The following is a 12277-nucleotide window of genomic DNA, read 5'->3' on the forward strand; positions in this document are numbered from 1 at the left end:
GGAAGCCCGTACCGGCGAACGCGCCGGTACGGGCTCCGACTCCTCAGAGGTCGAGCACCAGCCGCTCGCCGCGCGAGCGACCCACGCAGATCATCATCGTCGTCCCCGAGGCCTTCTCGTCCTCGCCGAGGACGGTGTCGTGGTGCTCGGGCGTCCCGGCGAGCACCTTCGTCTCACAGGTGCCGCACCAGCCCTCCTCGCAGGAGTACGCCACACCCGGCACCACCTCGCGCACGGTGTCGAGCAGGGTCCGCCCGGCCTCCACGCGCAGGGTCCGCCCGGTCCGCCGCAGCTCGACCTCGAACCCGCCCTCGCCGGAGGACCTCTCCACCGGCGCCGCACCGAACCGCTCCATGTGCAGCGGTCCCGCCCACCGCTCCTCCACCGCCCGCAGCAGCCCCTCGGGGCCGCAGCAGTACACGGCCGTGTCCGCCGGCAGCCCGGCGAGGACACCGTCCAGGTCGGGCAGTCCCGCCGTGTCCTGCGGGACGAGCGTGACCCCCGGGAGTCCGGCGAGCTCCTCGCGGTACGCCATGGACGCCAGGCTCCGGCCGCCGTACAGCAGGGACCACGAGCCCGGCGGCAGGGAGCGGACCATCGGCAGCAGTGGGGTGATGCCGATGCCGCCCGCGACGAACAGGTACCGCTCGGCGGACACCAGCGGGAAGCGGTTGAACGGGCCGCGCACCGTGAGGACCGTGCCCTCGCCGACGGCGGTGTGGATCTCCTCGGAGCCGCCCCGGCCGGCCGGCTCCCGCAGCACGCCGAGCCGGTACGTGCCCAGGTCCGCCGGGTCGCCGCAGAGCGAGTAGTGCCGGACCGCGCCCGACGGCAGCGTCACCTCCAGGTGGGCGCCCGGCTCCCAGGGCGCCAGGTCGGCGCCCGCGGGATCCGCCAGGAGCAGGCCCCGTACGCCTTCCGCCTCCTCGACGACCGACCGGACCGTCAACCGGATCATGGACATGGCATCACCTCGAAGCTCGTGAGGGCGGCAGCAGCGGCTCCGGCCACATCCGGCACACCACCCCGTACAGCACGGCGGAGACCAGGAAGGAGGCCGGCAGACTCAGGTCCACCCCGCCCGTGAGGCCCGTCAACGGGCCTGTGTACAGCGGGTTGTTGACCCAGAGGACGCCCACGGCGGAGCCGATCGCGAAGGCCGTGACCGCCCGCGGGTTGACCCCGCCCGCGTACCAGTACCGTCCGCCGCCGCCCGTGGTGAACGTGCGCAGCGCCTCCGCGTCGTACCGGCCCCGGTGCAGCGCGTACCCGACGGAGAGCACGGCCGCCCACGGGGCCACGACCGTGAGCAGCAGCGTCACGAACGCCGACATGGCGTCCATCGCGTCGTACACCACGGCCCCGAGGTACAGCACGGCCGCCGCGAGCAGCGCGACCACCGTGGTCACGGCGGCCCGCGAGGAGCGCCAGAACACCGAGTTGGCGGAGAGCCCGGCCGCGTACAGGCACAGCCCGGCCTGCGGCAGGGTGCCCGCGAAGCCGAAGACCACCACGGCCACCGCGAACCAGCCCGGCACGGCGTCCGTGAGGCCCTGCAGCCACGGCTCGTCGGGCACCGGGAAGAGCGTCGTCACGTACGCGCCGGTGAGCAGGGCCGCGAGACTGCTGAGGAACATCGAGACGCCGCTCGCCCGCACCACCCGGCCGGTGGGGGTGGTGGCCGGCATGTAGCGGGTGTAGTCGCCCTGGAACGTGGCGTACGACAGGGGCACGGTCGCGGACGCGGTCGCCGCGAGCAGCCAGGTCTGCAGGGTGCCGTCCAGCGCCAGGGCCCCGCCGGCGTACCCCGCGTCGAACTTCGGCGCGAGCACGAGGGCGGTGCCGAGCAGGACCGCCCCGCCGGTGACCGCCGTGATCCGGTACGTGCGGACCAGCGTCTCGTGGCCGCGCACGGCGACCAGCGCGACCGCCGCCGCCGTCACGAACATCGCGACGGTCAGCGCGCCCGGACCCGTCGGCGTGGAGAACAGCCGGTGGCCCGCGACCATGACGGCCGTACCGCCCGTCCACACCGCGATCGCGAAGAAGCCGAGCGCCGTCACCACCGTGATGACGTTGCCGACGACCCTGCCCCGCACGCCGAAGTGCGCCCCGCTCGACACCGGATCGTTGGTGCCGGTGCGGACGCCGAACCGGGCGAGCGGCGCGAGCAGCGCCGTCCCGACGGCGACGCCCGCCGCGATCGCGCTCGCCGACGCCCACCAGCCGAGACCGAAGACCACGGGCAGCGCGCCGAGCACCACCGTGCCGAACGAGAACTGCGCGGAGGGCCAGATCCAGCCGAAGTCGCCCGGCGTCGAGGTCCGCTCCGCCTCGGGCACCGGGGCGATGCCGTCGTGGTCGACCGCCGCACGGGGCGGCGTCACACCGGACGCCGCCCCGGTCGGTGTGGTGGTCATGAGGCGCCCCCGACGAGGCCCTCCGGACGATCCTGGCCGGGCAGCACGTCGACCACCCGGAGGGCGGCGCAGGCCGCCCCCGAGGTGCGCTCGCCGCTGGTCAGGTCGAAGGTCGTGTGGTGCAGGGGGCAGGTGATCCGCAGCCTGTCCCCGTCGACCCTGCCGTACTTGAGCCGGCCCCCGCGGTGGGGGCAGACGGCGGCCGTGAGGACCTTGCGGCCGCCGACCTCGACCAGGACCAGGTCCTCGGTCACCTGACGGACGGTGGGCTCGTCGGAGCCCTGCCGCCCGGCGGGCACGGCCGTCATGCGACGGTCTCCCGCGCCAGCGCGATCGCCGCTTCCTGGGCCTCGCCGACGATGTCGGAGGCCAGCCGCACGCCCGCCCAGATCTTCGCGAAGTCCGGCTCGTCGAGCGCCCGGATCGCCGTACGCATGTGGTTGGAGTGGTACGAGTCGATGTACAGGTGCTCGGTGTAGTAGGCGTCGTGGACGATTCCGAGGCGCCGCGCCGCCCGGGCGAAGCTCTGGAAGGCGTACAGGACGCTGGTCTCGAAGTAGGCGTACGCCCCCAGGAAGTACTGCGGGGACGACGCGCGGCTCGCCAGCCAGTGGAACATGTTGACGTACGCGTAGCACTCCGGGGTCGTCTCGTCGAGGTAGTCGTCGAGCTCCAGGCTCATGCCGAGTTCGGTGAGCAGGTCCCGGTAGAGCTGGGAGTGCGCCTTCTCCTCGTTGCCGCAGCCGAGTTCGTCGATGAGGACCCGGAAGACCGCCATCGCCGAGCGGTACGGCAGCCGGGGGACGACCGGCAGCAGCGACTCGGACTCGGTGAGCCCGTCGAGCGCGAACTGCCGGACGATCACCTTGAACTGGTCGAGCGTCGCGTGCTCGGCGAGGAAGGTCGCGCTCTCCGGGAGCGCGGCCTCCTCCTCGGCGAGGAACTCCTTGAGCGCCTGGAGCAGTTCGCCGGCGGAGCCGAAGCGGGGGGCGGAGGCCTCGTAGGCCCGCGCCTTCGGCAGGATCCACCGCTCCTCGATCGCGGTCATCGAGCCGTAGTCGCCGAGGTTGGGCACCCGCCGGTAGAGGGAGTGGAGTTCGCGCTGGGAGGTCGCGGCCGGGGCCGCGATCGAGTGCGCGGCCACCGGGACGGCAGAGCCGGCGGCGGGGGAGGCGGGGATGGTGCTCATGCCGCCTTCGCCTCCTCATGCGTGGTGGGGGAGGAGATCACGCCGCGGGTGTGCAGCTCCTTCTTCACCCACCGGTACCAGTCGTCGCGGAAGACGCCGTACTTCTCGCAGACGGTGTTGATCTCCGCCTGGCGGTCCGGGGTCGGGTCGACCAGCATGGCGTTGCACAGACCGGGCTCGAGGTTGGCCAGCGGGCCGATGAAGCCCTGGATGCCGCGGGCGTCGACGAGGAGGTTCTCCCAGCCCTCGAAGACCGGGATGCCGGTGCCGGCCTCGGCCATCCTGCGGGTGAAGGCGGCGTCGCCGCTGGACTCCTTGATGCCGACGATCCCGGGGATCTCCTTGCAGATCCGGATCAGGGTCTCGAACTCGATGCGATTGCCCGACAGCGCCTCCTCGTTGTAGAGGAAGATCGGTATGTCGAGGGCCGCGCGGATCGCCCGGTAGTGCTCGACGATCTGGTCCTGCGTCACGTCGGCGCCGAACGGCGTGGTGACGACGACGGCGTCGGCGCCGATCTCGGCGGCCGTGCGGGCCCGGTCGATCACCGAGGCGGTGTCGGGGAGCTGGATCCCGGCGAGCACGGGGAGGCCGTCGGCGTGCTTGACCGTGTACGTGACGACGTCCTGCCACTGCCGGGCGTCGAGCTTCCAGCCCTCGCCGGAGGTCAGGGCCGGCATGAGGCCCGTGACCTCGGCCCGGATGTGGTCCAGGAGCCGGACGACGCTCTGCTCGTCGACGGTGCCGTGCTCGTCGAGAGGGGTGATCAGCGGGACGACGGTCCCGGAGTAGGTGTCAGGCATGAGTGGGTGCCCTTCGAAATGGCTTCAGAGGTTGTCGGAGTCGACCGTCAGCACCAGCGAGCGCCGGTAGAGGTCCTCCAGGTACGCGGGGAACGAGGCCTCCGCGGCGGCGCCGACCGGCACGACGGGCAGGTCGGTCCTCCGGAGCAGCCGGGGGCTCGCCGTGTGCAGCGTGCCGCCCCGGCCGATGACCTGGGCGAGGAGCAGGCGCTCGTGCGTGGGCAGGCCTTCGAGCGCGGGCGTGGTGAAGGCCCGCCGCAGGTCTTCCTCGTCGTACGGGACGCGGTCGATGGTCAGGTCGGTGTGGAGGACGTCCATGAACGGGTAGTACTCGTCCTGGATCTTCCGCTCGTAGCCCCACACCAGGTCGTCGCAGCGGCCGACCTGCTCCCAGTTCATCACGACCCGGCCGGCGTCCCCGGCGGCCAGCCGGCCGGCGAAGAAGGCCTTGGCGCCGGTGCGGACGGCGTCGTCCTCGCTGTGCATGCCCATGAAGAGGGTGGCGTCGACGAACACCGTGGGGGCGTGGTCGGTCGCTTCGGGGGTGGCGTCAGGCCGCATAGCGCTCGAGCACCTTCCGCATCCGCTCCATGGCGCCGGCGAACACCTCGGGCTCGCGGGCCAGGGCCAGGCGGACGAAGCGCTCGCCCTTCTCCTTGGAGTTCCAGTAGAAGAAGGTGCCCGGCAGGACGTACACCTCCTCGTCGAAGAGGACGGCCTGGAGCTGGGTGGCGGTCAGGTGCTCCGGCTTGATGCGGAACCAGGCGACGCTGGTGCCGACGACCGGCTCCTGGAACTCCAGGATGGTGCCGTCGAGGGCGGCGCGGGCGGCTTCGCCGTTGGTCTTGATGATGTCGCGGACGGAGGCGAAGCCGTCCTCGATGGAGTCCTCGATGTACTGCGTGACCATGTTGAGGACGAACGGCGAGACGTTCAGCAGGACGCTGGTGTGGAGGTTGTAGACCTCCTCCTGGATGTCCCGGCTGGCGGTGATCATGGCGCACTTGGCGTCCTGGATCGGCCAGGTCTTGCCGGTGTCCTCCATGACCATGTAGGTGACGCCGGACTCCTCCAGGAGCTTGTAGATGTCGACGCGGCCGATGCCCTCGTCGCACAGCGCGAAGGAGGCGAAGCAGAAGTCCATCACCAGGACCTTGTTGTGGTCCACGCAGTAGCGGACGACCTCGGCGAAGCCCTCGAGCTTCTCGGCGAGCAGGGTGAAACCGGTCGGGTTGTTCGGGTCGACCAGGTAGATCGCGTCCGCGTCGATCGACTCGACCAGGCGCTCGTAGATGGCGTCCTTGTCGTGCAGCACGGACTCGTCGACCGGCCCGAGCGGCACCTGCATGTTGCGCAGCAGGTCGACCAGGTTGTCGAAGCAGGGCTCCACCAGCTGCACGGACATCCCGCGCTGCTTCAGGAACATGCCGGCCACCATCGTGGAGACGCTGGCGGAGTAGGAGAGGAGCGTGCGGTCCATCGCCCGGGCGGTGGGCTGCTGGTGCAGGCGGAAGAAGGCGTCGATGAACTGGCGCTCGAAGTGGGCCTGCTGCTTGGACTCGGACTCGTGCCAGAGCTCGGGCAGCCGGGAGACGATCCGCTCCTGCGAGGCCGACTGGCGCTGGTGGGTGTGCGCGTCGGCCAGGTTGAACCGGGTCTTCAGAGCCTCGATCTCGTGCTGGGTGAGGTCGACGAAGGTGCTGACGTCTGCCTTGTCGGTCAACGACATGAAGAACTCCCGCTGTCGATACGAATCTCCGTCCGGAATTCCGGCGGCGTGAACGACTTTAGGAGCTTCGAGCGGCCTTGCGAATAACGGCCGGGTCACGCAATTAATAATCACCGCGATGTTCTGCGGAAGGGAAAAGGGAACGACGGCCAGGCATTCCTCGAAAAGGAATGCCTGGCCGTCGTTCTTTTTGTTGGGCCGCTTCTGGCGGCTTGTCCCACTATTCAGTGGCGGCCCGCAGCAGGATGTCCTCGTACACCTTCGGGTCGTCCGAGGCGATCACCGGCCAGCCGATGCCGTACGCGCCCTCCCAGCCCACGTCGATGCCGGGGTTGGCGTGGTCGGAGCCGTCGGGCAGGAACAGGTGCGGGCTGCAGTTCACGCGGTCGCTCTTGGACAGCGCGGCCTGGTCGGCGAGGGCCCGGCGGGCCCGTCCGTCGTCCAGCGCCTCGGTGAGGGCGTCGACGTCGACGGCGCCCGTCTCCGCGGCCACGTCCAGGATCACCTTGCGGTGGCTGATGCAGCGCGACTCGGCCCAGAAGGCCCGGCGAAGCCCGAGGTCGAGCTGCTCCGAGGCGTTCAGGCTCTGCTCCTTCGCGGCGAGCACCGCCTCCAGGGCGGGCAGCGTCGTCGAGGGGTACAGCCAGTCCTTGGCCTGCCACAGCTGCCAGCCGGCGGCCGGCTCCAGGCTGGCCATCCGGGCGACCTCGCTGTCCGTGCCGGGGCGCGGGCTCGGGGCGTCGTTCAGCAGCTCCAGCGGGAAGGCGCGCAGGTCGAAGGAGACCTGCTCCTCCAGGCCGAGGCGGGCCCGGGTGGCGTGCAGCCGGTGGATGGCGATGTGCGCGAAGGAACACCAGATGTCGGAGAAGACGGTGACGACTCCGCGCGGCGGGGTCAGGTCGGCGGTGGTCGGGTCGGACATGGTTCTCCTCTGTTCAGGTGCGCGGGCGGAGCGGTGCTCAGCCGGCGCTGGACTCGTGGGCGTCGAGCGCCGCCTCGAGGTCGAGGTCGGCGTCCGGCAGCCAGGCGGGCAGGGACGGGATGCGGGCCATCGCCTCGAAGAGCCGGGGCACGGCGCTCTCCTCGACGGTCGGCCCGTGGGCGCTGAGCAGTCGCGCGGGGCGCAGGGCGGCCAGCTCGCGCACGGGCCGCAGGAACTTCGCCTCGTCGACCAGCGCGGTCCACGGGGCTATTGCACGGTTCAGTACTTCGAAGCCGTGGAAGAATTCTTCCTCGGAAAGGTCGGTGAAGTCCTGGCGAATTTCTTCGACGACGGTGCCGAAGCTGTCGGAGCTGTAGAGCGTTCCATCGGAATGGTCGAACACGGCGAGGGTTCCGGGTGAATCGAAGGTGGGCGGCCGGTGGAAGCTCAGCTCGCGATCTCCGACTTTCACACGACTTCCCGGGTTCGCGGTTACTACCCGTTCCTGCGGAATGCTGAACTCCTCCGATATTCGCGTCACTGATATCGCGTTGGCCAGCACCTTCGCGCGCGGCGCGGCCTCGAGGATCCGGCCCAGCGCGCCGGTGTGGTCCCGGTCGTCGTGGGTGACGACGACCCAGCGCAGGTCGGCCGGGTCGATCAGCGACCAGAGGGAGTCCAGGAAGCCCTCCCGGTCGACGGGCATGCCGGTGTCCACGAGGAGCGGCTGTCCGGACCGTACGAGGAAGGCGTTCACCGGCTGGTCGCCGAGGCCGGGGATGGGCAGGGCCGAGGGGAGGACGTGGATGTCCGGCCCGGCGGTGTAGGAGGTTCTCACGATTCACCTTTCATGACGCACCGAGCGGGCCGGGGGCCCCGGGCGGAGGCCCGGGGGCGCCGGCCTCGGTCAGACGAGCTGGATGGTCAGGGAGCCGGCGATCAGCAGGGCGAGGCCCAGGGCGCGCGGCTTGGTCAGGGAGCGCTGCGGGAGCTTGAAGAGGCCCTTGTGGTCGATCAGCGCGGAGGTCAGCTGCTGTCCCGTCACGGTGAGGGCGATGGTCACGGCCGCGCCGATGGTGGGGATGAGCAGGAAGGTGCCGGTGACGTACGCGGCGGCGCAGGCGCCACCGAGCCAGCCCCACCAGGGCATCTTCTTCAGAGGGGCGATCTTGGGCTTCGGGGTCTTCCGGGTCGCGTAGAGCACCAGCAGGACGACGGCGATGGTGAAGGTCGCCACGGCGAAGCTGATCACGGCGACGGTGATGGGCTCCTTCAGCTGGGCGCGCAGCTGGGCGTTGACCGCGCCCTGCACCGGCAGCACGCCGCCGGCCACGATGCCGAGGGCGAGCCAGCCGACGCGGCCGGCGCTCGACATCTTGGGGGCGCCGGGAGGGGCCGCGGCCTTCATGCCCCGGATGATCACGACGATGCCCGCGAGGACGGCGAGGGCGCCGAGGACGATGCCGACGCTCAGGTCCTTCTGCTTCAGGCCGAGGAGGCCGAAGAGGTCGAGGGCGAGCGAGGCGAACATCTGGCCGGTGACGAAGAGTCCGACGGCGGCGAGGGCGCCGAGCCGTGGGAACAGCAGGATGCCGCTGGTGATGTAGAGGGGGCTGGCGAGTCCGCCGAGCAGCTGCCACCACTCCACGTCGGGCAGCTTGCCGAGCGCGCCGAGCGCGCCGGCCGCCACCGCGAGCACGACGAGCAGCGTGGTCGCGACGCCGAGCTGGATGGTCGAAGCGCCGTACGGGGTGCCGACGGCCGAGTTGAGCTGGAGGTTCACCGAGGCCTGGACGGCCAGGAGGCAGCCGACCAGCAGGGCCGCGGCGAGGAGCGCGGTGTGCATCTGGATCTCCCTGGGGCGGGATGGCGAGCGGGTAAGTGGACACTGAGTCCGTTTAGCATGCCATGCAACATGGCAAACGGACAAGGTGTCCACTTAGCCCCGGGGGAAGTAAGGTCTGGTCCATGAGCGAGGAAGAGCAGCGAAGTCGTGGAGCCGCCTCCGTGCACCGGGTCGGCGGCCTCCTCGGTGATCTGCAGGCCGCGGACGAACAGCCGGTCGCCCCGCGCAGACGGGCGGACGCGGAGCGCAACCGCGCCCAGATCCTGGCGGCGGCCGAGCAGCTCTTCGCGGAACAGGACCCGAGATCGGTCACCATGGACCGGATCGCCAAGGCGGCGGGCGTCGGCCGCGCCACGCTGTACCGCAGCTTCCCCGACCCGTCCTCGGTCGCCGTGGCGCTGCTCGACGAGCACGAGCGCCGGCTGCAGGGGCAGCTCATCTACGGACCGCCGCCGCTCGGACCCGGCGCACCGGCCGGGGAGCGGCTCGCGGCGTTCTATCTGGCGATGCTCGATCTGCTCGAACGGCATCTGCCGCTGGCGCTGGGGGCGGAGACCGGCCCCGCGCGCTTCCGGACGGGCGCGTACGGCTTCTGGCGCGTCCACGTACGCACCCTGCTGGTCGACCACGGGGTCGAGGACCCCGACCCGCTGATCGACATCGCGCTCAGTCCGCTGTCGCCCGAACTCTTCCAGTTCCAGCGACACCAGCTCGGCCTGTCGGCCGAGCGCATCGGATGTTCACTGACGGTCTTCGCCCGTCGCCTGCTGGAGTCAGGAGGCGGTCGCTGACCTGCCCTGCGAGGGTGCCTTCGGCGGCACCGGGGCCGCGGGGTGGACGAGCCCCGGCAGGATCAGCTCCCAGATGCGGCGGAGCCGTTCCTCGGCCGGATCGTGCAGGGCGCCGCTCTCGGCGGGCCATAACTCGTCGGCCGGGGCGCTCGGACGGCGCATCTCCAGCTCGACCCCGGTGATCACGTAGCCGATCAGCGCCGCGACCGCCGTCGCGTCCACGCCCGGCCGCAGGGCCTTCTCGGCCACCGCGTACCGCGCGAGACGGCCCACCTCGCGCCGCCAGGGGCATTCCTGCCCGGGCCCGGGGTCGGTCGACTGCAGCTCGCGGGCGAGGCGCTCCCCGGCCCGTGCCACGGGGTCGGTCTCGAAGAGCCGGATCAGCGCGTGGGTGGTGATCACCAGCTTGTCGATCGCGGTGCCGCCCACGCCCTCCATGGACAGACAGGCCGACTCGACCGTGATCCGGGTGATCGCGCGGGCCCGTCCGCGCACCGCGGTCGCCAGATCCGCCTTGGTCGCGAAATGGAAGACCAGGGCGCCCGTGGTCAGCCGGGCCTCGCCGGCGATCCGGGCGAGGGACGCCCGCTCGTACCCCACTCTGTCGAAAACCCGCGCGGCCGACGACAGGATCTCCTGTCTCGTCCGCTCCGCCCTCTGCTGAATCGCCATGAGCTCCCCCGTGGGCTTGCGAGAAGGTGCCGGAGCGTTATGTTCCGGCCTGCGCCTGTGACCGCCTCGAAACTATCCGGCCGGGGAGCGGCGAAACGTGGCTTCTCGCCCGCCCGGCCGGAACTGAGGCTTGACGCGGTCCTTCCTCCCAGGTCGCGGGCGCCCGCCCCCCACGGGCCGCCCGCGAACTGACCGGAACCGGAGGTATGGCCTGTCAGGTGGATTCAGCCGTTCCGGCGGTCACGGCGGCCCGCGCCCGGGAGCGGGATACGGCCACGCCCGCGAGGCACAGCGCGCCCCCGGCGAGCGTGAGCAGACCCGGCAGCTCGCCCAGGAACACCCACGCGAGGACCACGACGAGCGCGGGCACCGCGTACGTCGTCGCGCCCATCCGGCCCGCGGTCGTACGGGCGAGGGCGTAGGCCCAGGTCGTGAACGCGAGCGCGGTCGGGAACACCCCCAGGTAGACCATGTTCAGGGTCGCCGACAGCGGGGCCCGGCCCGCCTCCTCGACCAGCTGTCCGGCGAAGGGCAGGCAGGCCGCCGCCCCCACCAGGCACCCGAAGGTCGTCACCTGGAGCGCGCTGGCGTGCGCGAGCGCCGGCTTCTGGGACACGACCCCGCCCGCGTACGCCATCGCCGCGAGCAGACAGAGGACCACGCCGAGCACGGAGGCGTGCCCGCCGGAGCCGCCGCCGGACATCGACAGGCCGACGGTCACCGCCCCCGCGAAGGAGACCGCCATGCCCGCGAGCAGCCGGGGCGGCAGCGACTCCTTGAGGAACCGCGCGCCCAGCAGGGCGATCAGGATCGGCCCTATGTTCACCACCATCGCCGCCGTGCCCGCGTCGACCTCCTGCTCGCCCCAGTTCAGGACCACCATGTACGCCCCGAACCAGAGCAGCCCCGAGGTCACGATCCCCGGCCAGGCGGCCCGCGGCGGCAGCCCCTCCCGCCGCACCAGGAGCACGGCCCCGAGGACGAGCGCCCCGGCGAGCAGTCGGCCGAGCGCGAGCGCGCCGGGGGAGTAGGCCGCCCCGGCGCTGCGGATGGAGACGAAGGCGGAGGCCCACAGGACCACGGTGACACCGGCGGCGACCAGCGCGAGCCGGGAGGATTGCTTCTGCATGCCCCGACCGTAGGGGCTGGACCGTTCGGCGCTCACCGCAATATCGAGCGGGGCGGTGCGGGACGGGGCCCCGGCCCGTTCAGCGCAGGGCCGTCGTCGGGATGCCGAGGCCGGTCCGCAGGGCCGTCTCGCCCGCCGGCGTCACCTTCACCGCCCGCTCGGACCCGATCCGCACGCACCACCCGGCGTCGAGCGCGTGCCGGCAGAGCGCGGCGCCCGCGAGGCCGGCGAGGTGCGGGCGGCGCTCGGTCCAGTCGAGGCAGCCGCGCGCGACGGGCCGCCGCCCCTTCCGCACGAGGGGGATGCCCTGCTCGTCGAACCAGGCCAGGCCCCGGTCCGTGAGCGCGAACCCGGTGTCCTGGCGCAGCAGTCCGCGGTCCGTCATCGCGTCGGCGATCGCGATGCCGAGCCGTCCCGCGAGGTGGTCGTAGCAGGTCCGGCCGCGGGCCATCGCCTGCCCGGCGCTCGCGGCGCGCAGCGAGCGCGGCGGCGCGGGCACCTCGGGCTCGGACCGGGCGGCGAGGTCCTCCACGAGGTGGGCGATCCCGGGGTCGGCGAGGCGCACGTACCGGTGCCTGCCCTGCCGTTCCTCCGCGAGCACCCCGCCCGCCACCAGCTTCCCGAGGTGCTCGCTGGCGGTGGAGGGCGCCACCCCGGCGTGCCGGGCGAGCTCCCCGGCGGTCCAGGCCCGCCCGTCGAGCAGGGCGAGCAGGAACGCGGCGCGGCTCTCGTCCGCGAAGAGCGCCGCGAGCGCGGCGAGATCACTGGCTGCCATG

General features: G+C 71.9%; 14 protein-coding genes. 1 reads left to right on the forward strand and 13 read right to left on the reverse strand.

The window, feature by feature from the left end; genetic code table 11:
- Positions 1 to 43: 43 nt before the first annotated feature.
- From ACFYUZ_RS14155 to ACFYUZ_RS14200, 10 genes are all read right to left on the reverse strand, one after another.
- Positions 44 to 958, reverse strand: coding sequence for a PDR/VanB family oxidoreductase (locus ACFYUZ_RS14155; RefSeq protein ID WP_389308743.1), 915 nt, complete (start codon positions 956 to 958; stop codon positions 44 to 46).
- Between the two features lie 10 nt (positions 959 to 968).
- Entirely contained in the window at positions 969 to 2420 is a 1452-nt protein-coding gene (locus tag ACFYUZ_RS14160; protein WP_389308745.1) for a purine-cytosine permease family protein, read from the reverse strand.
- Positions 2417 to 2728 carry a Rieske (2Fe-2S) protein gene (locus ACFYUZ_RS14165; RefSeq protein ID WP_389308747.1) on the reverse strand — a complete coding sequence of 104 codons (312 nt, stop codon included), beginning with the start codon at positions 2726 to 2728 and terminating at the stop codon, positions 2417 to 2419. The genes ACFYUZ_RS14160 and ACFYUZ_RS14165 overlap by 4 nt, the downstream gene beginning before the upstream one ends.
- Positions 2725 to 3609, reverse strand: coding sequence for an iron-containing redox enzyme family protein (locus ACFYUZ_RS14170; protein WP_389308749.1), 885 nt, complete (start codon positions 3607 to 3609; stop codon positions 2725 to 2727). The genes ACFYUZ_RS14165 and ACFYUZ_RS14170 overlap by 4 nt, the downstream gene beginning before the upstream one ends.
- Complete coding sequence (locus tag ACFYUZ_RS14175) at positions 3606 to 4412, reverse strand: dihydrodipicolinate synthase family protein (RefSeq protein ID WP_389308751.1); 807 nt, start codon at positions 4410 to 4412, stop codon at positions 3606 to 3608. The genes ACFYUZ_RS14170 and ACFYUZ_RS14175 overlap by 4 nt, the downstream gene beginning before the upstream one ends.
- A gap of 24 nt (positions 4413 to 4436) precedes the next feature.
- Positions 4437 to 4973, reverse strand: a complete 537-nt coding sequence (locus ACFYUZ_RS14180; protein WP_389308753.1) for a DUF6190 family protein — start codon at positions 4971 to 4973, stop codon at positions 4437 to 4439.
- Positions 4963 to 6141, reverse strand: coding sequence for a pyridoxal phosphate-dependent aminotransferase (locus tag ACFYUZ_RS14185; protein WP_389308755.1), 1179 nt, complete (start codon positions 6139 to 6141; stop codon positions 4963 to 4965). The genes ACFYUZ_RS14180 and ACFYUZ_RS14185 overlap by 11 nt, the downstream gene beginning before the upstream one ends.
- A gap of 220 nt (positions 6142 to 6361) precedes the next feature.
- On the reverse strand, positions 6362 to 7063 hold the full coding sequence (locus ACFYUZ_RS14190) for a DsbA family protein (protein ID WP_190160097.1): 702 nt from the start codon (positions 7061 to 7063) through the stop codon (positions 6362 to 6364).
- 37 nt (positions 7064 to 7100) lie between these two features.
- Positions 7101 to 7901: an MBL fold metallo-hydrolase gene (locus ACFYUZ_RS14195; protein ID WP_389308757.1), complete on the reverse strand. Its 801-nt coding sequence runs from the start codon at positions 7899 to 7901 to the stop codon at positions 7101 to 7103.
- Between the two features lie 69 nt (positions 7902 to 7970).
- Complete coding sequence (locus tag ACFYUZ_RS14200) at positions 7971 to 8909, reverse strand: DMT family transporter (RefSeq protein WP_389308759.1); 939 nt, start codon at positions 8907 to 8909, stop codon at positions 7971 to 7973.
- Positions 8910 to 9031: 122 nt separating this feature from the next.
- Between ACFYUZ_RS14200 and ACFYUZ_RS14205 the strand changes: the two genes are divergently transcribed.
- Positions 9032 to 9700, forward strand: coding sequence for a TetR/AcrR family transcriptional regulator (locus tag ACFYUZ_RS14205; RefSeq protein ID WP_389308761.1), 669 nt, complete (start codon positions 9032 to 9034; stop codon positions 9698 to 9700).
- Here the strand turns inward: ACFYUZ_RS14205 and ACFYUZ_RS14210 are convergent.
- The 3 genes from ACFYUZ_RS14210 to ACFYUZ_RS14220 form a co-directional block, all read right to left on the reverse strand.
- Positions 9683 to 10372: a TetR family transcriptional regulator gene (locus tag ACFYUZ_RS14210; protein WP_389308763.1), complete on the reverse strand. Its 690-nt coding sequence runs from the start codon at positions 10370 to 10372 to the stop codon at positions 9683 to 9685. The two genes, ACFYUZ_RS14205 and ACFYUZ_RS14210, sit on opposite strands and share 18 nt — an antisense overlap.
- A gap of 214 nt (positions 10373 to 10586) precedes the next feature.
- Positions 10587 to 11501, reverse strand: coding sequence for a DMT family transporter (locus tag ACFYUZ_RS14215; RefSeq protein ID WP_389308765.1), 915 nt, complete (start codon positions 11499 to 11501; stop codon positions 10587 to 10589).
- Between the two features lie 79 nt (positions 11502 to 11580).
- On the reverse strand, positions 11581 to 12276 hold the full coding sequence (locus ACFYUZ_RS14220; RefSeq protein ID WP_389308767.1) for an ArsR/SmtB family transcription factor: 696 nt from the start codon (positions 12274 to 12276) through the stop codon (positions 11581 to 11583).
- Between the last annotated feature and the right edge of the window lies 1 nt (position 12277).

This window comes from Streptomyces sp. NPDC004266, from assembly GCF_042874095.1.
GTDB lineage: Bacteria > Actinomycetota > Actinomycetes > Streptomycetales > Streptomycetaceae > Streptomyces.